The 21363-nt window shown below is 64.1% G+C and carries 17 protein-coding genes; 12 read left to right on the top strand and 5 right to left on the bottom strand.

Going from position 1 to position 21363, the window contains the following annotated elements:
* Positions 1 to 142 precede the first annotated feature (142 nt).
* The gene (locus WM94_RS24640) at positions 143 to 982 is read left to right on the top strand and encodes a DUF2242 domain-containing protein (protein WP_061552338.1); all 840 of its coding nucleotides are present in this window, start codon (positions 143 to 145) and stop codon (positions 980 to 982) included.
* Positions 983 to 1189: 207 nt separating this feature from the next.
* Here WM94_RS24640 and WM94_RS24635 read toward each other — a convergent pair whose 3' ends face one another.
* Entirely contained in the window at positions 1190 to 2059 is an 870-nt protein-coding gene (locus WM94_RS24635) for a DMT family transporter (RefSeq protein ID WP_061552337.1), read from the bottom strand.
* A gap of 121 nt (positions 2060 to 2180) precedes the next feature.
* On the opposite strand from WM94_RS24635, the gene WM94_RS24630 reads away from it, so the two are divergent.
* Positions 2181 to 3590 carry a PLP-dependent aminotransferase family protein gene (locus tag WM94_RS24630; protein WP_061552336.1) on the top strand — a complete coding sequence of 470 codons (1410 nt, stop codon included), beginning with the start codon at positions 2181 to 2183 and terminating at the stop codon, positions 3588 to 3590.
* Positions 3591 to 3940: 350 nt separating this feature from the next.
* Here WM94_RS24630 and WM94_RS24625 read toward each other — a convergent pair whose 3' ends face one another.
* Both WM94_RS24625 and WM94_RS24620 read right to left on the bottom strand, forming a co-directional pair.
* Positions 3941 to 4981, bottom strand: a complete 1041-nt coding sequence (locus WM94_RS24625) for an AraC family transcriptional regulator (RefSeq protein WP_061552335.1) — start codon at positions 4979 to 4981, stop codon at positions 3941 to 3943.
* Positions 4982 to 4985: 4 nt separating this feature from the next.
* On the bottom strand, positions 4986 to 6104 hold the full coding sequence (locus WM94_RS24620) for a nitrilase-related carbon-nitrogen hydrolase (protein ID WP_013971619.1): 1119 nt from the start codon (positions 6102 to 6104) through the stop codon (positions 4986 to 4988).
* Between the two features lie 191 nt (positions 6105 to 6295).
* Between WM94_RS24620 and WM94_RS24615 the strand changes: the two genes are divergently transcribed.
* Positions 6296 to 8332, top strand: coding sequence for an NADPH-dependent 2,4-dienoyl-CoA reductase (locus WM94_RS24615; RefSeq protein WP_061552334.1), 2037 nt, complete (start codon positions 6296 to 6298; stop codon positions 8330 to 8332).
* Positions 8333 to 8485: 153 nt separating this feature from the next.
* Positions 8486 to 9376 (top strand): 1-aminocyclopropane-1-carboxylate deaminase/D-cysteine desulfhydrase, encoded by an 891-nt coding sequence (locus tag WM94_RS24610; RefSeq protein WP_061552333.1) that lies wholly within the window; start codon positions 8486 to 8488, stop codon positions 9374 to 9376.
* On the opposite strand, the gene cybB is transcribed toward WM94_RS24610, so the two are convergent.
* Positions 9367 to 9912 (bottom strand): cytochrome b561, encoded by a 546-nt coding sequence (gene cybB / locus WM94_RS24605; protein ID WP_013971622.1) that lies wholly within the window; start codon positions 9910 to 9912, stop codon positions 9367 to 9369. The genes WM94_RS24610 and cybB overlap by 10 nt on opposite strands.
* A gap of 224 nt (positions 9913 to 10136) precedes the next feature.
* The gene (locus tag WM94_RS24600) at positions 10137 to 11069 is read right to left on the bottom strand and encodes a DUF1853 family protein (RefSeq protein WP_061552332.1); all 933 of its coding nucleotides are present in this window, start codon (positions 11067 to 11069) and stop codon (positions 10137 to 10139) included.
* A gap of 88 nt (positions 11070 to 11157) precedes the next feature.
* Here WM94_RS24600 and WM94_RS24595 point away from each other — a divergent pair, with 88 nt between their 5' ends.
* The 8 genes from WM94_RS24595 to WM94_RS24560 all read left to right on the top strand — a co-directional run bounded on the left by WM94_RS24595 (position 11158) and on the right by WM94_RS24560 (position 21349).
* Complete coding sequence (locus WM94_RS24595) at positions 11158 to 12048, top strand: NAD(+) kinase (protein ID WP_061552331.1); 891 nt, start codon at positions 11158 to 11160, stop codon at positions 12046 to 12048.
* On the top strand, positions 12048 to 13019 hold the full coding sequence (locus WM94_RS24590) for a metallophosphoesterase (RefSeq protein WP_013971625.1): 972 nt from the start codon (positions 12048 to 12050) through the stop codon (positions 13017 to 13019). The genes WM94_RS24595 and WM94_RS24590 overlap by 1 nt, the downstream gene beginning before the upstream one ends.
* Positions 13016 to 13894: a rhomboid family intramembrane serine protease gene (locus WM94_RS24585; protein ID WP_038409144.1), complete on the top strand. Its 879-nt coding sequence runs from the start codon at positions 13016 to 13018 to the stop codon at positions 13892 to 13894. Before WM94_RS24590 ends, WM94_RS24585 begins: the two co-directional genes overlap by 4 nt.
* Positions 13895 to 13907: 13 nt before the next feature.
* The gene (locus tag WM94_RS24580) at positions 13908 to 14168 is read left to right on the top strand and encodes a YeaC family protein (RefSeq protein ID WP_003260154.1); all 261 of its coding nucleotides are present in this window, start codon (positions 13908 to 13910) and stop codon (positions 14166 to 14168) included.
* A complete protein-coding gene (locus tag WM94_RS24575) occupies positions 14165 to 14995 on the top strand; it encodes a DUF2797 domain-containing protein (RefSeq protein WP_061552330.1) in 831 nt (276 codons plus the stop codon). Before WM94_RS24580 ends, WM94_RS24575 begins: the two co-directional genes overlap by 4 nt.
* Before the next feature lie 13 nt (positions 14996 to 15008).
* On the top strand, positions 15009 to 17666 hold the full coding sequence (gene pepN / locus WM94_RS24570) for an aminopeptidase N (RefSeq protein WP_061552329.1): 2658 nt from the start codon (positions 15009 to 15011) through the stop codon (positions 17664 to 17666).
* A gap of 267 nt (positions 17667 to 17933) precedes the next feature.
* Positions 17934 to 18953 carry a YCF48-related protein gene (locus tag WM94_RS24565; protein WP_061552328.1) on the top strand — a complete coding sequence of 340 codons (1020 nt, stop codon included), beginning with the start codon at positions 17934 to 17936 and terminating at the stop codon, positions 18951 to 18953.
* Between the two features lie 20 nt (positions 18954 to 18973).
* Positions 18974 to 21349 (top strand): RND family transporter, encoded by a 2376-nt coding sequence (locus WM94_RS24560; protein ID WP_024086538.1) that lies wholly within the window; start codon positions 18974 to 18976, stop codon positions 21347 to 21349.
* Positions 21350 to 21363: the final 14 nt, after the last annotated feature.

The following is a 21363-nucleotide window of genomic DNA, read 5'->3' as shown; positions in this document are numbered from 1 at the left end:
CTTTTTTCGTTTTTGCGTCTGGCAATTGCCGCCCTTGATCCAGATTTACAAGAACCTGACAGACTCTTCACCGATCAGCGGTTCCTGTGCCTGCCTGCTGTGTTGCACAATAGGCATCTTCTTGACTTACCCGGAATTCGCAATGACCAGATCTTCCGTCTTTGGTGCGCTCGGGCTGGCCCTGGTGCTGGCGGGCGTGACCGGTTGTTCCTCGAAAAAAGCCGCCGTCTACGAGCACGAGAACTTCGATGACTCGGGCACCTTCTCGCGCAGCTTCCCGGTGAGCGATGCCGGCTCCTGCGAGGCCGCCCGACGCGCCTTGCTCAGCCAGGGCTACATCATCACCAGCAGCGGCGCCAACCAGGTGGTGGGCAACAAGAGCTTCCAGCAGAACAGCGAGAACCACCTGCAGATCAGTTTCAACGTCACCTGTGCGCCGGATGTGAGCGACGAGCAGCGTTCGACCATGTTCGCCAACGCCCTGCAGGACCGCTACGCCCTGAAAAAGTCCAACACTTCCGCCAGCCTGGGCGTTGGTGTACTGGGGTCGGTTTCGATGCCGATCGGCTCCAGCGACGACTCGATGGTCAAGGTGGCCAGCGAGACTGTGACAGCGGCGCAGTTCTATGATCGCTATTTCGCCCTGGTTGAAAGCTACCTGCCAAAGCCCAAGCCTAAACAGGAGAGCAAGGCCAAGGTCGAGGAGCCCGCGCCGAAGGTCGACGCGCCAGCGGCTGCCTTGGGGCTGCCGGAGCAGGCCGCCGCAGCGCCGATGGCTCCGGCCCCGGTGGCGGCGCCTTTGGTTGATGCGGCGCCAGCCCCGGCCCCTGTAGCCCCGGCCAGCGAGGCGGTAGCAGCGCCGGTGCTGGATAACAGCCAGGGCTCGCAGCCAGTGGCACCGCCGGCTGAGGCTGCGCCTATTGAAGTACAACAGCAAGCACAGCCTGCCGAGGCCGCTGAGCCCGCGTCCCCCGCCCTCTGATGGCTTGCCTGTAGGGGTAAACCCGCTCCCACAGGTACTGCGCAGTTCTCAACATCTGCGCAGTACCGCCATGGGGCAAAATCCTCCGTGCCCATGAACTTGGCCCTGTGCTGTGCAACTGCCCCGGTCCGAACAGCTTACGGAGGTCCCCAAGGCGCGCTGCGGCTTGGCGAAGCCTTCCCAATTCGCTTTTTTCTGAATCGACATCTACAAGGCGTACTTCTTGGCCCCGGCAACACAGATGACAGCCCCCAGCGTCACCACAAGCATCATCCAGCTGACCTGTTCGTGCAGCAGCAACGCTGCCAGCCCAAGCCCCATGAACGGCTGAAAGAGTTGCAACTGGCCTACTGCTGCAATGCCACCCTGGACCAGCCCTCGGTACCAGAACACAAAACCGATCAGCATGCTGAACAGTGAAACGTAGCCGAGGCTGAACCACGCAGGGGCGCTTACTCTGGCGAAGGCATCTGGTGTCGGAAGATTAGTGATTGTCAGTAGTAGCATCAGCGGCAACGCCACCAGCAACGCCCAACTGATCACCTGCCAACCCCCCAACGTCCGCGACAGCCGCGCCCCTTCGGCATAACCCAACCCACAGACGATGACCGCCGCCATCATCAGCAAATCGCCCAGCGCCGATGCCTCCCCACCATTCATAAGCGCATAACCAACGACGATTCCGGCACCCGTCAACGAGAACAACCAGAACAGTGGCCGAGGTCGCTCACCGCCCCGCAGCACGGCAAACCCTGCGGTACACAGCGGCAGCAGCCCGACAAAGACAATGGAATGCGCAGAGGTTACATGCTGCAGGGCCAGTGCCGTCAGCAGCGGGAAACCGATTACCACGCCCAACGCTGTTACCGCCAATGACCACAGGTCACCACGTTCAGGGCGAGGCTGGCGCAGCACAAGCAAGAAAAGCGCCCCCAACAGAGCGGCAATCGTTGCCCTGGCACAGGTCAGGAACGTCGGTTCGAAGGCCGTCACTGCCACACGGGTGGCCGGCAGCGAGCCGGCGAAGATGGCGACGCCTATGAAGCCGTTGATCCATCCGCTTGTTGATTTTTCCATCGCCCAGTCCTCGATAAGTCTGGGTTCAGTACATCACTGACGCGTTCACCAAGGCCATGTACAATCCAATACAGTTTGACCGAACTGTTATGCACATTAATCCAGCACAGTTGAGGGTGCGATGAAACGCAGTGGAACGCTGATTCGGACCGTCATGGGTGAGGTGCAGGCGAGGATAGCCTCCCGGACCTACACACCCGGTACGCGGATCCCTTCGGTCCGGGCAATGGCGCAGGCCATGCAGGTATCGGTTTCTACCGTACTTGAGGCCTATGAACGGTTGATGGCAGAGGGGGTGCTCAGCGCCCGCCCTGGCTCTGGCTACTACGTGGCAGGGCCCGTGGCGCCCTTGGCACTGACCGAACTCGGCCCCAGGCTCGATCGTGAGGTCGACCCGCTGTGGATCTCGCGGCAGTCTCTTGAAACCTCCAGCGATGCGCTGAAACCAGGGTGCGGGTGGCTTCCTGCCTCCTGGATGTACGAAGCCGGCATGCGTAAAGCGCTGCGAGTCGCTGCCCGTTCCGACACGGTAAAACTGGCCGAGTACGCGTCGCCGCTCGGGCATCCGCCGCTCAGGCAGTTCCTGTCGCGACGGCTGGCTGGCATCGGCATCGAAGCCCCGCTGGAACAGATCATGCTCACCGAGTCGGGCACCCACGCCATCGACCTGATTTGCCGTTTTCTGCTGGAACCGGGGGACACGGTCCTGGTCGACGACCCCTGCTATTTCAATTTTCACGCACTGCTCAAAGCCCACAGGGTGAAGATTGTCGGGGTACCTTACACGCACACGGGCCCGGACATCGAGGCGTTCGGCGCAGCCCTGCTCAGGCACGCACCCAGGTTGTACATCACCAATTCCGGCATCCACAACCCAACCGGGGCCAGCCTGTCCCCGGTCACCGCGCACAGGCTGCTGAAGCTGGCCGACACCTCTAGCCTGGTGATCGTGGAGGACGACATCTTCGCGGATTTCGAGAATACGCCCGCGCCACGGCTGTCTGCCTTCGACGGCCTCTCGCGTGTGATTCAGATAGGCAGCTTTTCCAAGACCATCTCTGCTTCAATCCGATGCGGCTACATCGCCGCCCGTGGTGAATGGATCGAGAGCCTGGTCGACCTGAAGATCGCGACCACCTTCGGCGCTGGACGCTTGGCCGCGGACATCGTCTATCAAGCGATTACGGATAGCGGGTACCGAAAACACATGGAAGGTGTCCGCCACCGGTTAGGCGAGGCAATGGACAGAACGGTGCCGAGGCTTCAGGCCATTGGTATCAAGCCGTGGATGATTCCCCAGGCAGGCATGTACCTCTGGTGCCAGCTCCCTCAAGGCAAGGATGCAGCAACGCTGGCCAGGGCCTGCCTGAATGAAGGTGTAGTGCTGGCGCCCGGTAATGCGTTCAGCCAATCCATGACGGCGGGGGATTTCCTGCGCTTCAACGTTGCTCAATCGGGTGACGGCAAACTCTACGAAGTGTTGAAAAGGGCGCTGAGTGCGCAGTCGCCAGAGCACTTAGTGCCAGGCTGAGCTTGTCATGGGGCACACCTGCGGCGACAGAAATGGCTACGGCATGCTCGCGCACTGCACGGGGGAGCACAGCCAGCACTGCGCACGCGTAGTTCGGCTTGGGCCTGCCGTCTAAAGCCTGCATGACCTACAAACGGCTAATATCAAGTAGCACGGGGCTAACGATTGCTGGGCACCGGATCATAAGCTTGTCATGATTCCTTCATCCTTCCTGACTAGGGTGAGGCGACAGTTACCAGGAAAAATGAGTGAAGAGGGCTTAGGGCTATGGACGAATACCAAGAAGAACTTCTCGAATTCCAGGCTTATGAACTGGACACCCCGGAACCGGCTGACGACGCTACAGAGCTCTAGCCCGCCCGCCGCTGGCTGCGGCGAAACTCTCCCGGTGTAAGGCCCGTCCAGCGCTTGAACGCGCGCTGGAAGGCCTCGGCCGACGCAAACCCCAGCAGATATGCAATCTCGCCGAAGGCCAACTCCGTATCGCGGATATAGGTCTCGGCCAGGTCGCGCCGTGTTTCGCTGAGCAGGTCGCGAAAGCGCGTGCCTTCCTCGGCCAGTTTGCGGCGCAAGGTCCAGGTCGGCAGTTGCAGGTGCAGCGCCACTTCTTCAAGGTCTGGTTCGCGGCCACCATTGAGCAACGGGCCCAGCAAGTGCGTGATGCGCTCACCCAGGCTGCGTACACGCGTGCGTTGCAGCATCTCCGCCTCGCACAATTGCAACAGGTGCTGCCAGGTGCTTGGGCAATGTCGGGGGTTGGCCAACTGCAGCGTGGCGCGGCTCAGGCGCAATTGATTGCGTTCGGCGGCAAATTGCACAGGTGTGCCGCACAACGGCTGGTAACGCTCGGCGTAGGCGGGGGCGGCAAATTCGATTTCCAGGCGTTCGGCCTGCACCGGTCTGCCGGCAAGGTCGCTCAACTGGGCCAACCAGCCCGCGAGCAGGGAATCGACGACAAAGCGGTTGTAGGCGTTGTAGGGGCTGATGGAGTAGAAGCGCAGCCAGGCGCCCTGGGCATCTTCCTGAAAACTGGAGTGGCCGCGGTAGTTGGCGGCGTACAGCGGTTCGAAGCGCAACAGGGTACGTGCCGCCTCGCCCAGGTTCGGTGCCTGGGCAGCGGTGACCCCGGCCAGGCCGGCATGCGCCAGGCGGCTCAGGCGCCCCATGTGCAGGCCCAGCGCGGCCTCGCCGCACAGCTCGATGGCAGCGTGCCCCAGGTGCATGTAGCGCGGGATCGACAAGCGCGCACCGGCTTCGCCCAGGCGTGCCGCGTCCAGGCCATAGCGGCGCAGCAGCGGCTCGGGGTCGTGGCCCAGTTCACGCAGGGCCTCGGTCAGCGGTTGGACAAAACCAACCGACAGGTCACCCAGGCGCACGCGGGGGCGGGCCATGGGCTTACAACCACAGGTTCAACAGGCGGGCTCCAGGGCTGGGGGTGCCTGCCAGCAATTCACCCGCCTGGCGGGCAAAGCCCTGGCCGTCGCTGCCCTGTTCCCAGAACTGCCCGCGCATGAACACGCTCATGCTGCTGACGCTGGTTCCGGCCGATTGGGTCAGTCGCTGCCATGCAGCCTGTTCGCTGACTTCGCCGCGCCGCAAGGGCAGCCCGGCGCTGGCATCCTGATGGCGATTGCCGCGCCAGGGCGCTTGCCAGCTGCCCTTGCCGCTGAGGAACACCGGGTTGGCGATCAGTTGTACTGCCTGTTGGGCCAGTTGTTGGTGGTTTTCCGGGTACCAGCTGTCGCTGCCCACCAGCACGCCCAGGCGCCCGGCAGGGGTTTGCAATACCTGCAGCGGGTGCTGGCGGCCATCGTGTACATAGCGGCGCATTTCGCTGTCGGGGAACTGCTGGCGTTGCGGTTGGCCCAGCAGCGAGCCGTCGCCGGCGAACACCACGCTGCTGTTGAACAGCGGGCCGCTGCCGGCATGCAGCACGCCCTGTTTCACGTAGGGGGCGGGCAGCACGATGGAGCCGGCCACCAGTGTGACATTGAATTCCTTGGCCAGGCCACCGAACAGTTGCTGGTAGTCCGCAGCCATCTGCTCGGCTTTCATGCGCAGGTGCGCGTCGGCGCGCCAGTCGTCCCCGTCGGCACGGAGCATGGCCAGGCCATAGCGCAGCGGGTTGCTCAGTTCCAGCCATTGCAGGGCTTCGCGGCTTTGCGTGACTTGATAAAGCTCGTTCTTTTCGCCACGCGCCCACAGCCAGGTGCCGATGTGCTCGGGTAGCACCACCACCGTGCGCGGGCCGACCAGCCCTTGGGTGCGGGCTTGCTCCAGGTAGGCCGCGAGCTTGCGGTGCAGGCGTTGCAGGTTCTGGTAGTCGCCCGGGAACAGCAGCGGTTCGACGCCAAGCAGGTTGCCGTGCTCGCCCGGCACGCCATGGTTCAGCGCCAGTTCGATGCGCAGGTCGGACAGGTAATGGCCTTCCGGGCGCTGCTGGGTCCAGAAACCGTAGCCGCAGAGGGCGGCGATCATCACCAGCGCCAGGGCGCTTGCCAGGAGTTTTCGCATGAAGCAGGACAGCGCCTTGGAAACAAGAGTTTCCTAGGGTAGTCGCGCTGTGCGCGAGGATCAATAACTTGTCAGTTTCGATCATTGAGCCCGTTCAAACGTCTGTTTAATGTCGCAGGCAGACAAACGACGGGGTCCGCCAGCCGGTGAGGCACCCGCATTCCGTGAATACGCCACCTGGGGACCTTTCCATGGCCGCCGACCGCTACCCGCACCTGCTCGCACCGCTGGACCTGGGCTTCACTACCTTGCGCAACCGCACCCTGATGGGCTCGATGCATACCGGCCTCGAAGAGCGCCCGGGCGGCTTCGAGCGCATGGCGGCGTACTTTGCCGAGCGCGCCCGCGGTGGCGTCGGCCTGATGGTCACCGGCGGCATCGCGCCCAACGATGAGGGTGGGGTGTATTCCGGGGCGGCCAAGCTCAGCACCGAGGAAGAAGCCGACAAGCACCGCATCGTCACCGAGGCGGTACACGCTGCCGGCGGCAAGATCTGCCTGCAGATCCTGCATGCCGGGCGCTACGCCTACAGCCCGCGCCAGGTGGCGCCCAGCGCAATCCAGGCGCCAATCAACCCGTTCAAGCCCAAGGAACTGGACGAGGCGGGTATCGAGAAGCAGATCGCCGACTTCGTCAATTGCGCGGTGCTGGCCCAGCGCGCCGGTTACGACGGCGTCGAGATCATGGGTTCGGAAGGCTACTTCATCAACCAGTTCCTCGCCGCCCACACCAACCACCGCACCGACCGCTGGGGTGGCAGCTATGAAAACCGCATGCGCCTGGCGGTGGAGATCGTCAACCGGGTGCGCGGCGCGGTCGGGCCGAACTTCATCATCATCTTCCGCCTGTCGATGCTCGATCTCATCGAGGGCGGCAGCACCTGGGATGAAATCGAGCTGCTGGCCAAGGCCATCGAGCAGGCCGGCGCGACGTTGATCAATACCGGCATCGGCTGGCACGAAGCGCGTATACCGACCATTGCCACCAAGGTGCCGCGCGCGGCATTCAGCAAGGTCACCGCCAAGTTGCGCGGCGTGGTGAACATTCCGCTGATCACCACCAACCGCATCAATACTCCGGAGGTGGCCGAGGCGGTGCTGGCCGAAGGCGATGCCGACATGGTCTCGATGGCACGTCCGTTCCTGGCCGACCCGGACTTCGTCAACAAGGCCGCTGCTGGTCGCGGCGACGAGATCAACACCTGCATCGGCTGCAACCAGGCCTGCCTGGACCATACTTTCGGCGGCAAGCTGACCAGTTGCCTGGTCAACCCGCGTGCCTGCCACGAGACCGAGCTCAACTACCTGCCCGTGCGCACCGTGAAGCGCATTGCCGTGGTCGGCGCAGGCCCGGCCGGCCTGGCGGCAGCCACGGTGGCGGCAGAGCGCGGCCACGCGGTGACCCTGTTCGATGCCGCCAGCGAGATCGGCGGGCAGTTCAATGTGGCCAAGCGGGTACCGGGAAAGGAAGAGTTCCATGAAACCCTGCGTTACTTCCGCAACAAGGTCAAAAGCACGGGTGTGGACTTGCGCCTGAACACCCGGGTCAATGTGCAGGCCCTGGTGGACGGTGGCTACGACGAGATCATCCTGGCCACCGGCATCGCCCCGCGCACGCCGGCCATCCCCGGTGTCGAGCATGCCAAGGTGCTCAGCTACCTCGACGTGCTGCTCGAGCGCAAGCCGGTGGGCAAGGCTGTCGCGGTGATTGGCGCGGGTGGCATCGGTTTCGACGTTTCCGAATACCTGGTGCACCAGGGCGTGGCCACTAGTCAGGACCGTGAGGCGTTCTGGAAGGAGTGGGGCATCGATACCCATCTGCAGGCACGTGGTGGCGTGGCCGGGATCAAGGCCGAGCCGCATGTCCCGGCGCGGCAGGTGTACCTGTTGCAGCGCAAGAAATCCAAGGTGGGTGACGGCCTGGGCAAGACCACCGGCTGGATTCACCGCACCGGGTTGAAGAACAAGCGGGTGCAGATGCTCAACAGCGTCGAGTACCTGGGCATCGACGATGCCGGCCTGCACATTCGCGTGGCCGATGGCGAGCCGCAGGTGCTGGCGGTAGACAACGTGGTGATCTGTGCCGGGCAGGAACCGCTGCGCGAACTGCAGGACGGGCTGGTGGCGGCGGGGCAGTCGGTGCACCTGATTGGTGGGGCCGATGTGGCGGCCGAGCTGGATGCCAAGCGGGCGATCAATCAAGGTTCGAGATTGGCGGCTGAGCTCTGAGATCGCCGGGGCCGCTTTGCGGCCCTGTGGGAGCGGGTTCACCCGCGAATAAGGCTGCGCGGTGTATGGCACCGGCTGCGCCGGTGTTCGCGGGTGAACCCGCTCCCACAGGGACGCAAAGCAGCCCCAGGCTTTCACTGGTAAACTCGCACGATGCACTTTGACCTGCCCCAAGCCCCCCTGCAGCCCCTGATCCTGCCCTGGCTGCAACAAGCCCAGGTAGAAGCCGCCATCCTGCGCCTGGACCTGATCGACCCGCTGATCAGCGGCAACAAATGGTTCAAGCTACGCCATCACCTGCAACAGGCCAGCGCCAGCAACGCCCCGGGCCTGATCAGCCTCGGCGGCAACCATTCCAACCACCTGCACGCCCTGGCCGCTGCCGGCAAGCGCTTCGGCTTTGCCACCGCCGGCCTGCTGCGTGGTCACGCCCAGGACACGCCAACCGTGCGTGACCTGCAGACGCTGGGCATGGAACTGCACTGGCTGGGCTATGGCGGCTACCGCGCACGAAACCAAGCGGGTTTCTGGGACCCTTGGCAGGCACGCTACCCGGGTTGGCACTGCATCCCCGAAGGGGGAGGCGGGCTTGCCGGTGCACAGGGTTGCGCGCTGATCATGCAGCAGGCACGGGCGCAGATCGCGGCACTGGGCTGGTCGGGTTACGACGCCTGGTGGCTGGCTACCGGAACGGGGACTACCTTGGCCGGTCTGGTAATGGCCGAGGCGGGCGCACATGTGGTGCATGGTGCATTGGCGGTACCCAGGGACCATGGTGTGCCGGAGGCGGTAGCAGCACTGGCCGGCGCGCATGGCTACCAACTGCACGACGCCTGCCGTGGCGGTTTCGGCAAATTCGACGCTGATCAGTTGGCGTTCATCGCTGATTGCGAGCGGCATACAGGCGTGCCGCTCGAAGCCCTCTACACCGGCAAGGCTCTGCTGGCCCTGCGTGAGCAGGTCGAGGCCGGGCTGTTCGCGCCCGGCACCCGCCTGATCGTGGTGCACACCGGCGGCCTGCAGGGCCGGCGCGGTTACTTGTAGGGCAGCATGCGCAGCAGCGTGTTGTCGCGCTGCACATAGTGGTGATAGAGCCCGGCCAGCGCGTGCAGGCCGATCAGCCAGTAGCCCCAGCTGCCGATGCGTTCATGCCAGCCTTTGATGAACTTGGCCTGGTCGGGATTCGGGCCGATCAGGTGCGGCAGCTCCAGGCCGAAGAACGGCACTGGTTTGTCGGCGGCACTGAGGATCAGCCAGCCGGCCAGCGGCAGGATGATCATCAGCAGGTACAACGCCAGGTGCATCAGGTGCGCGAGGCCGGTCTGCCAGGCCGCAGGCTTGGGCACGATGGGTGGAGTCGGGCGGCTCAGGCGGATGGCCAGGCGCAACCAGACCAGCACGAACACGCTGAGCCCGAGCATGAAGTGCAGGTCCTTCATCAGGTTGCGTTCGACGCTGTCCTTGGGGAACAGGCCACGCAGTTCGATTAGGGCGTAGACAGCGGCCAGCAGCACCAGCATCAGCCAGTGCAGGGCGATGGACAGGCGCGCGTAATGGGTCGTGGGGGTGGATGAAACCATGATCGGTCCTCGTCATCAGGTCGGAATAGCGCTCTTGCCGGCGCTCAGGAAGTACTGTAGTGGCTACGGGGTAACAAATCTTTGCGCCAGGTCTGTGAAAATTGTGTTGTCTGCACCGGCCCTTTCGCGGGTGAACCCGCTCCCACAGGCACAGCGCTGAGCCAGAGACCTGTGCAGTACCTGTGGGAGCGGGCAAGCCCGCGAAGAGGCCGGAACAGCCTGCATCATGCCTCGGGTGTAAATGGCCAACTGTCAGCCACCAGAAACACCCGCTCGGCCTCCTGCCACGCCCCGTCAGCCTCTTGCTCCAACCTCACCAGCAACTGCGCCGGAGCCTGCCGTTCCAGCACATGCAGCCACGCCGCAAACTGCTCCACCGCCCAGCACTCATGCGCCTCGACCCGCGCCGGCGCCAGCCAGGCATGCCGTTGCAGCGGCTGCCATTGCTCACCTTCGCCCATGACCCAGTCCCGCCGCCGCAACCAGCGCCCGCGCAAGTGCTGCGGGTTGGCGCCCTGTGGTGGCTGCGCATGCCCGGGCCACGGGTAGAACAGATAGCCACCCAGCCACACATGCGCCTGCACCTGCTCCACCCCCAGCCGGGCCAGCACCTCGCGGCTGTGTGCCCCCGCCGACATGGGCAACTGGTGCCGTGCCAGGTGCGCCAGTTTGCTTCCCAGTCGGTCATGGCAGCCTGGCCCTAGCCAGGCGTCGGGGTCGTGCCCGGGGTGTTCCGGACCCAGGTACAGCTTGATGGCCAGTTCCAGGTGGTGCACACCATCGCGGTCGCGCAGCACCACATCCAGCTCGCCCAGGGTGCGCCCGCCTTCGCGAATCGCCAGGTTGGCCGCCAGCAGTTCGATGCCCGGGGCCTGGCCCAGGGCGAATTGCCACAGCCGTTCGTAGTAGTGCCCCAGGCGCCGGCTACCCAGCTGCGCCAGCCAGTCGCGCAATGGGCGGTCATCGTCATCCAGCGCCCGCAGCCAGTCTGCCAGGCGCTGTGGCTGGTCCGCCCACAGGCTGCCCGCCAGCGGGTGGCGCTGGGGGCAGGGCGGGGCGCTGAGCAACGGAGGCGACAGCAGGGCCCAGGCCAGGTCGCGCACGTTGGGGCGGCGTAGCTGCCGGGGCAGGTCGTGGAGCAGGGCGAATGGCATCATCCTGCGAGCATAGCCGGTTTGCCGCTACCCGGTGGTTTCGCCCATAATCGCGGCATAGTCACCCGCCGCAGAGCCTCGCAGGAGCCCCATGGAGCAATTTCGCAATATCGGTATCATTGGCCGCCTTGGCAGCTCCCAGGTGCTCGACACCATTCGCCGACTGAAAAAATTTCTTATCGAGCGCCACCTGCACGTGATCCTCGAGGACACCATCGCCGAAGTGTTGCCTGGCCATGGCCTGCAAACTTCCACCCGCAAGCTGCTGGGCGAGGTCTGTGACCTGGTCATCGTTGTCGGCGGCGACGGCAGCCTGCTGGGCGCCGCCCGCGCCCTGGCCCGGCACAACATTCCGGTGCTGGGCATCAACCGTGGCAACCTTGGCTTCCTCACCGACATCCGCCCCGACGAGCTGGAAGAGAAGGTCGCCGAAGTGCTCGACGGCCACTACCTGGTGGAAAACCGCTTCCTGCTGCAGGCCGAGGTACGCCGCCACAACGAAGCCATCGGCCAGGGTGATGCCCTGAACGATGTGGTGCTGCACCCGGGCAAGTCCACGCGCATGATCGAGTTCGAGATCTACATCGATGGCCAGTTCGTCTGCAGCCAGAAGGCCGACGGCCTGATCGTCGCCACCCCCACCGGCTCCACCGCCTACGCGCTGTCGGCCGGCGGCCCGATCATGCACCCCAAGCTCGATGCCATCGTCATCGTGCCGATGTACCCGCACACCCTGTCGGGCCGGCCGATCGTGGTCGACGGCAACAGCGAACTGAAGATCGTGGTGTCCAAGGACCTGCAGATCTACCCGCAGGTATCCTGTGACGGCCAGAACCACTTCACCTGCGCCCCCGGCGACACCATCACGGTGAGCAAGAAACCGCAGAAGCTGCGCCTGATCCACCCGCTGGACCACAATTACTACGAGGTCTGCCGCACCAAGCTCGGCTGGGGCAGCCGGCTGGGAAACAGGGACGACTGATGCTCGATCCGGCGCGTAGTTTCGACATCATCGGTGACGTGCACGGTTGTGCGCTGACCCTTGAACGCCTGCTCGACGCCCTCGGTTACAAGCGTGTGGCAGGCGTGTGGCGCCACCCGCGGCGCCAGGCGCTGTTCCTTGGCGACATCGTCGACCGCGGGCCACGCATCCGCGAGGCGCTGCACATCGTCCACGACATGGTCGAGGCCGGCCAGGCGTTCTGCATCATGGGCAACCACGAGTACAACGCGCTGGGCTGGGTCACCCCGGCACTGCCTGGCAGCGGCAAGGCCTTTGTGCGCGAGCATACGCCACGCCACGCCCGGCTGATCGACGAAACCCTGACCCAATTTGCCCACCACCCCGCTGACTGGCACGACTTCGTCAACTGGTTCTACGAATTGCCGCTGTTCGTCGACGCCGGGCGTTTCCGCCTGGTGCATGCCTGCTGGGACCCGCGGCTGATCGAGCCGCTGCGCCAGCAGTACCCCGACGGGCGCATCGACGAACACTTCATCCAGGCCTCGGCGGTGAACGGCAGCTTTGCCGCCACCGTGTGCAATCGCCTGCTGCGCGGTACCGACATGCGCCTGCCTGACGGCCTGACCCTCACCGGTGGCGACGGCCTGACCCGTGCCTTCTTCCGTACCAAGTTCTGGGAAGAAGACCCGCAAACCTACGGCGACATCGTGTTCCAGCCAGACGCCCTGCCCGCGGAAGTGGCCAGCACCCCGCTCAGTCACAGCCAGAAGAACGCCTTGCTGCGCTATGCCGAAGACGAGCCCATGCTGTTCGTCGGCCATTACTGGCGCAGCGGCCGCCCGGCGCCAATCCGCGCCAACCTGGCCTGCCTGGACTACAGCGCCGTGCTCTATGGCAAGCTGGCAGCCTACCGGCTGGATGATGAAACCCGCATCGACCCGCACAAGTTCGTCTGGGTCGACGTCGACCGCCCACAGGCCAACCAATGAACATTATCGAAGTGATGCGCCTGCCGCTGTCGGTCGACCTCAGCGGCTTCGTTCACCTGCTGCAGCGCCTGCAGGTGCCGCACCGGGTCAGCGAGGAGGGCGATGCCCAGGTGCTCTGGGCCCCCGACACCCTGGCCGCAGACGTCCGCGAACTCTACCAGCGCTACCCCGACGGCAACGCCGACCTGCCGGCCACCACCGATCCTGTGGGAGCGGGCGAGCCCGCGAAAGGGCCCTCCCTGGCAGAACAGGCCAAAGCCTGCAAAGTCACGACTATCACCCTGCTGCTGTGCTTCATCGTCGCCGGCCTCACCGGCCTTGGCGACAATTTCACCACCATCAGCTGGTTCACCTTCCTCGATTTCCGCGTCCAGGGCGACTACCTGTACTTCAGCCCGCTGGCGCAAAGCCTGGACCAAGGCCAGTGGTGGCGCCTGGTATCGCCCATGCTGCTGCATTTCGGCGTGCTGCACCTGGCCATGAACAGCCTGTGGTACTGGGAGCTGGGCAAACGCATCGAACTGCGCCAGGGCCCGTGGGCGCTGCTGGGCCTGACCCTGCTGTTCAGCCTGGTGTCCAACCTGGCCCAGCACTACAGCAGCGGGCCGAGCCTGTTCGGTGGCCTGTCCGGCGTGCTGTACGGCCTGCTCGGGCACATCTGGCTGTACCAGTGGCTGGCACCCGACCGTTACTTCAACCTGCCCAAGGGCGTACTGGTGATGATGCTGATCTGGCTGGTGGTGTGCCTGAGCGGCGTGATCGACACCCTGGGCCTTGGCCAGATCGCCAACGCTGCCCACGTCGGCGGGCTGCTCATCGGATGCCTGACCGGGCTCTTGGGTGGGGCGCTTGCCCGGCGTAAACTGTCGGCTTGAATCAGGAGACACTATGTCCACTTTCGCGCAAATGATCGAAAACATCACCCCGGAAATCTACGAGAGCCTGAAACTGGCCGTGGAAATCGGCAAATGGTCGGATGGCCGCAAGCTCACTGCCGAGCAGAAAGAGCTGTCGCTGCAGGCGGTAATCGCCTGGGAGATGAAAAACCTGCCCGAAGACCAGCGTACCGGCTACATGGGCCCGCAGGAATGCGCCTCGAAGTCCGCGCCGATCGCCAACATTCTGTTCAAGTCGGACTCGGTACATTGATCGAACTCGCTCGTGGCTCGTTGAGCAAGATGGCGGTAAGCCTGCAGGCGCCAGTGGTGCAGTACAGCTTTCGCCTTGATGACACGCAGGTGCCGGTCAACCCGTTTATCGGCCAGCGCCTGCGCCTTGAGTATCTTGGCGCCATTCACTGCAGCCATTGTGGCAAGCGCACCAAGACCAGCTTCAGCCAGGGTTACTGCTACCCGTGCATGACCAAACTGGCCCAGTGTGACGTGTGCATCATGGCCCCGGAAAAGTGCCACTATGACGCCGGCACCTGCCGCGAACCGTCGTGGGGCGAACAGTTCTGCATGACCGACCATGTGGTCTACCTGGCCAACTCGTCGGGGATCAAGGTCGGTATCACCCGCGCCACCCAGCTGCCCACCCGCTGGCTCGACCAGGGCGCCACCCAGGCCCTGCCGATCGTGCGCGTGGCCACCCGCCAGCAGTCCGGCCTGGTCGAAGACTTGCTGCGCAGCCAGGTGCCGGACCGCACCAACTGGCGCGCCCTGCTCAAGGGCGATGCCGAGGAGCTCGACCTGGTGGCCATTCGTGAACAGGTCTTCGACGCCTGTGCCGATGGCCTGCGCGAGCTGCAGGGGCGCTTCGGCCTGCAGGCGATCCAGCCGCTGGCCGACGCCGAAGTGGTGCAGATGAAGTACCCGGTCGAGGCCTACCCATCGAAGATCGTCAGCTTCAACCTCGACAAGGACCCGGTAGTGGAAGGCACGCTGCTGGGCATCAAGGGCCAGTACCTGATCTTCGACACCGGTGTGATCAATATTCGCAAGTACACGGCCTACCAGTTGGCCGTACTCCAGTAAAAAGGACCTGCACATGCGTACCGAACAACCGCAAGTGATCTACCTCAAGGATTACCAGGCGCCCGAGTACCTGATCGACGAGACGCACCTGACCTTCGAGCTGTTCGAGGACCATACCCTGGTTCACGCGCAACTGGTCATGCGCCGCAACCCGGCACGCGGTGCCGGCCTGCCGCCACTGGTACTCGATGGCCAGCAGCTGGAGCTGCTGCGCGCCTCGCTGGATGACCAGGAACTCCAGCCGGGCGACTACCAGCTCGACGCCGACAGCCTGACCGTGCAGCCCAAGGCCGAGCGCTTCACCCTCGACACCAGCGTGAAGATCCACCCCGAGAGCAACACCGCGCTGGAAGGCTTGTACAAGTCGGGCAAGATGTTCTGCACCCAGTGCGAGGCCGAAGGCTTCCGCAAGATCACCTACTACCTCGATCGTCCGGATGTGATGAGCACCTTCACCACCACGGTGATCGCCGAGCAGCATCGCTACCCGGTATTGCTGTCGAACGGCAACCCGATCGGCAGCGGGCCGGCAGACGATGGTCGCCACTGGGCAACCTGGGAAGACCCGTTCATGAAGCCGGCCTACCTGTTTGCCCTGGTGGCCGGTGACCTGTGGTGCGTCGAGGACAGCTTCACCCGCCAGTCCGGCCGTGACGTGACCCTGCGCATCTATGTCGAGCCCGAGAACATCGACAAGTGCGACCACGCCATGGTCAGCCTGAAGAAGTCCATGCGCTGGGACGAAGAAGTCTATGGCCGCGAGTACGACCTGGACATCTTCATGATCGTAGCGGTCAACGACTTCAACATGGGCGCCATGGAAAACAAGGGCCTGAACATCTTCAACTCCAGCTGTGTGCTGGCCCGTGCCGAAACCGCCACCGATGCCGCCCACCAGCGCGTCGAAGGCGTGGTCGCCCACGAGTATTTCCACAACTGGTCGGGCAACCGCGTCACCTGCCGTGACTGGTTCCAGCTGTCGCTGAAGGAAGGCTTCACGGTGTTCCGCGATGCCGAGTTCAGCGCCGACATGAACTCGCGCACGGTCAAGCGCATCGAAGACGTGGCCTACCTGCGTACTCACCAGTTCGCCGAAGACGCTGGCCCCATGGCCCACCCGGTGCGCCCGGACAGCTTCATCGAGATCTCCAACTTCTACACCCTGACCGTGTACGAGAAGGGCGCCGAAGTGGTGCGCATGGTTCGTACCCTGCTGGGCGCCGACGGCTTCCGCAAGGGCAGCGACCTGTACTTCGAACGCCACGATGGCCAGGCGGTGACCACCGACGATTTCATCAAGGCCATGGAAGACGCCAACGGCGTCGACTTCACCCAGTTCAAGCGCTGGTACAACCAGGCCGGCACCCCGCGCCTGGAAGTCAGCGAGGCCTATGACGCGGCCGCGCAAACCTACAGCCTGACCTTCCGCCAAAGCTGCCCGCAGACCCCGGACAAGGCCGAAAAACTGCCGTTCGTGATCCCGGTGGAGCTTGGTCTGCTGGATGCCGCAGGCAACGACCTGCCGCTGCAACTCGCCGGCGAAGATACGGCGCAGGGCACCAGCCGCGTGCTGTCGGTGACCGAGGCCGAGCAGACCTTCACCTTCCAGGGCATCCAGGCCAAGCCGCTGCCGTCGCTGCTGCGTGGTTTCAGTGCACCGGTCAAGCTGAGCTTCCCCTACGACCGCAACCAGCTGATGTTCCTGATGCAGCACGACAGCGATGGCTTCAATCGCTGGGAGGCGGGGCAGCAGTTGTCGGTGCAGGTGCTGCAGGAGCTGATCGGCCAGCATCAGCGCGGCGAGGCACTGAAGCTCGACCAGCGCCTGATCACCGCCCTGGGCACCGTGCTCGGCAACGAGTCGCTGGACCCGGCCATGGTCGCCGAAATGCTCTCGCTGCCGGGTGAGGCCTACCTCACCGAGATCAGCCAGGTGGCCGACGTGGACGCCATCCATGCTGCCCGCGAGTTCGCCCGCCAGCAGATCGCCGAGCAGCTGTTCGACGCCCTGTGGGCGCGCTACCAGGCCAACCGCGAAGTGTCGCGCAGCACCGCCTACGTGGCCTCGGCCGAGCATTTCGCTCGCCGCAGCCTGCAGAACATCGCGCTGTCGTACCTGATGCAGAGCGGCAAGCCGCAGGTGCTGCAGGCGACTTTGGAGCAGTTCGAGCACTGCGACAACATGACCGAGCGCCTTACCGCCCTGGCTGTGCTGGTCAACTCACCGTTCGAAGCCGAGCGGGCCAAGGCGCTGGAAGCCTTTGCCGAGCACTTCAAGGACAACCCGCTGGTCATGGACCAGTGGTTCAGCGTGCAGGCGGCCAGTACGCTGCCGGGCGGGCTGGCGCGGGTCAAGGCGCTGATGGAGCACCCGGCGTTCACCCTGAAGAACCCGAACAAGGTACGTGCGTTGATCGGCGCCTTTGCCGGGCAGAACCTGGTCAACTTCCATGCGGCGGATGGCTCCGGCTACCGCTTCCTGGCGGACCTGGTGATCGAGCTGAATGCGCTGAACCCGCAGATCGCTTCGCGGCAACTGGCACCGCTGACCCGCTGGCGCAAGTATGACGATGCGCGTCAGGCTCTGATGAAGGGCGAGCTGGAGCGAATTCTGGCTTCTGGTGAGCTGTCCAGTGATGTGTATGAGGTTGTGAGCAAGAGCCTGGCTTGAGTTTTCCGTAGCCTGAACCGACCTCTTCGCGGGTAAACCCGCTCCCACAGGTCCTGCACCGCTTTCACGGGCTGTGCAGGACCTGTGGGAGCGGGTTTACCCGCGAAGCTTTTGGAGCCGACAACAAAACATAACACCCCGCCCGTTGTGTTCCCGCAAATATCCCCGCTACGATCCCCTCAAGCTATTGCAAGCCTCTAGATCAGGCTTTTCGCAGTACCTGCAGTGCATTGACCCACCAGACAAGAACACAACAGGGGGACAGTCATGAGGGAACAGAACAGGCGCTTTGCCTGGCCATTGGCAGCCAGCGCGGTACTGGCGCTGGGGCTCGGCGTGTGGGCTGACAGCGTGCAAGCCGCTGCCGCCGACGAATATTCCACCGAATCGGCCAAGGCCAGCCAAAGCCTGCTGATCGACGCCACCCATGCCGGTAAGCGCCTGGTGGTAGTGGGCGATCGCGGTCATATCCTGTTCTCCGACGACCAGGGCAGAACCTGGACCCAGGCGCGGGTGCCCACCCGGCAACTGCTGACCGCGGTGTTCTTCCTCGACGACAAGCGCGGCTGGGCCGTCGGCCACGATGCGCTGGTGCTCGCCAGCAGCGATGGTGGTGCCACCTGGAGCAAGCAGTTCGAAGACCTGCCCCGCGAAGCACCCTTGCTCGATGTCGCCTTCCTCGACGCCCGGCACGGCTTTGCCGTAGGTGCCTACGGCGCCTTGCTGGAAACCACCGACGGCGGCCAGCACTGGCAGGACGTGGCCGAGCGCCTGGACAACCCCGACCAGCTGCACCTGAACGGTATCGCCCAGGTGCGTGACGCGGGCCTGTTCATTGTCGGCGAGCAGGGCGGCATGTTCCGCTCGGCCGACAACGGCCAGACCTGGGCCAAGGTTCAAGGCCCCTACGAGGGCTCGCTGTTCGGCGTGATAGGCACTGCACAGCCGCGCACATTGCTGGCCTACGGCCTGCGCGGCAACCTGTTCCGCTCCACCGATTTCGGTGACAGCTGGCAACCGATCGAGCTCAAGGCCGCACGTGGCACCCTCGAATTCGGCCTGGCAGGCGCTACGCTTGTCGAGGACGGTAGCCTGGTGCTGGTCGGCAATGGCGGCAGCGTGCTGCGCAGTACCGATGACGGCCAGACCTTCAGTGTCTACAACCGCGCCGACCGAATTGCCCTGGCCGGCGTCGGCGGCCTGGCCGATGGGGGCCTGCTGCTGGTAGGGCAGGGTGGCGTGCACCTGGCTGACCCGCAGGGTGCTGACCAGGAGGTGCATCCATGACCAGCAGGGAGAGCATCACCATGCACCCGCATCACCAGGACAAGGCCACGTTGCTCGAACGCCTGATCTTCAACAATCGCCCCGTGGTCATCGCCCTGTGCGTGCTGGTCAGCATCTTCCTGTTCTGGCAGGCCACGCAGATTCGCCCGTCCACCAGCTTCGAGAAGATGATCCCGCTGCAGCACCCGTTCATCGAGCAGATGATGGAGCACCGCAACGACCTGGCCAACCTCGGCAACACCGTGCGCATTTCGGTGGAGGCCGTGAATGGCGACATCTTCGACAAGGACTACATGGAGACCCTGCGGCAGATCCATGACGAAGTGTTCTACATCCCTGGCGTCGACCGTGCCGGGCTAAAGTCGCTGTGGAGCCCCAGCGTGCGCTGGAGCGAGGTCACCGAGGAAGGCTTCTCGGGTGGCGAGGTGATCCCCAACACCTACAACGGCTCGCAGGACAGCCTCGACACCCTGCGCGACAACGTGCTCAAGTCTGGCCAGGTGGGGCGACTGGTGGGCAACAACTTCAAGTCCAGCATCGTCGATGTGCCACTGCTGGAGAGCTACCCCGACCCGCAGGACCCAGGCAAGCAGGTGAAGCTGGACTACCAGCAGTTCTCGCACCAGCTTGAAGAAAAGATCCGCGACAAGTTCCAGGCGCAGAACCCCAATGTGAAGGTTCACATCGTCGGCTTCGCCAAGAAGGTCGGCGACCTGATCGACGGCCTGGTGATGGTGGCGATGTTCTTTGGCGTCGCCCTGGCCATCACCTGGGTGCTGCTGTACTGGTTCACCTGGTGCATCCGCAGCACCATCGCCGTGCTCATCACCACCCTGGTGGCAGTGGTCTGGCAGTTGGGCCTGATGCATGCAGTGGGCTTTGGCCTGGACCCGTACTCGATGCTGGTGCCGTTCCTGATCTTCGCCATCGGCATTTCCCACGGGGTGCAGAAGATCAACGGTATCGCCCTGCAGTCGAGTGACGCCGACAACGCCCTGACCGCTGCCCGGCGCACCTTCCGCCAGCTGTTCCTGCCGGGGATGATCGCCATTCTCGCCGACGCCGTGGGCTTCATCACCCTGCTGATTATCGACATCGGCGTGATTCGTGAACTGGCCATCGGTGCTTCCATCGGTGTGGCGGTGATCGTGTTCACCAACCTCATCCTGCTGCCGGTAGCGATCTCGTACGTCGGCATCAGCAAGAAGGCCGTCGAGCGCAGCAAGCAGGACGCCACCCGCGAGCACCCGTTCTGGCGCCTGTTGTCGAACTTCGCCAGTGCCAAGGTGGCGCCGGTGTCGGTGGCCCTGGCGCTGGTCGCCTTCGCCGGTGGCCTGTGGTACAGCCAGAACCTGAAGATCGGCGACCTCGACCAGGGCGCGCCGGAGCTGCGCCCCGACTCGCGCTACAACCAGGACAACAACTTCATCATCAGCAACTACTCGACCAGTTCCGACGTGCTGGTGATCATGGTCAAGACCCCGCCGGAAAGCTGCTCGATCCACTCGACCATGGCGCCGATCGACGAGCTGATGTGGACCATGCAGAACACCCCGGGCGTGCAGTCGGCAATTTCCCTCGTGACCGTGTCCAAGCAGGTGATCAAGGGCATGAACGAGGGCAGCCTGAAATGGGAAACCCTGTCGCGCAACCCGGATATCCTCAACAACTCCATCGCCCGCGCTGATGGCCTGTACAACGGCGACTGCTCGCTGGCGCCGGTGCTGGTGTTCCTCAACGACCACAAGGCCGAAACCCTGGAGCGGGTCACTGCCGTGGCCAAGGCGTTTGCCGACAGCCACAACAAGGAAGGCCTGCAGTTCCTGCTGGCGGCGGGCAATGCCGGGATCGAAGCGGCGACCAACGAGGTGATCAAGTCGGCCGAACTGACCATCCTGATCCTGGTGTACATCTGCGTGGCAGTGATGTGCCTGATTACCTTCCGCTCGTTCGCCGCCACCCTGTGCATCGTCCTGCCGCTGGTGCTGACCTCGGTGCTGGGCAACGCGCTGATGGCCTACATGGGCATCGGGGTCAAGGTGGCGACCTTGCCGGTGGTGGCGCTGGGTGTGGGCATTGGCGTGGACTATGGCATCTACATCTACAGCCGGCTGGAAAGCTTCCTGCGCGCCGGGTTGCCGTTGCAGGAGGCGTATTACGAGACCCTGCGCTCGACCGGCAAGGCAGTGCTGTTCACCGGCTTGTGCCTGGCCATCGGCGTGTGCACCTGGATCTTCTCGGCGATCAAGTTCCAGGCGGACATGGGGCTGATGCTGACCTTCATGCTGCTGTGGAACATGTTCGGTGCGCTGTGGCTGCTGCCGGCGCTGGCAAGGTTCCTGATCAAGCCTGAGAAGATGGTGGGCAAGGAGGGGGGCTCCATTTTCGCTCATTGAATTGCCGGGGGCCG

This window comes from Pseudomonas sp. ABFPK, assembly GCF_001586765.1.
Taxonomy (GTDB): domain Bacteria; phylum Pseudomonadota; class Gammaproteobacteria; order Pseudomonadales; family Pseudomonadaceae; genus Aquipseudomonas; species Aquipseudomonas asiatica.
The sequence above is the reverse complement of the archived record's forward strand: the minus strand, read 5'-3'. Positions and strand labels throughout refer to the sequence as shown.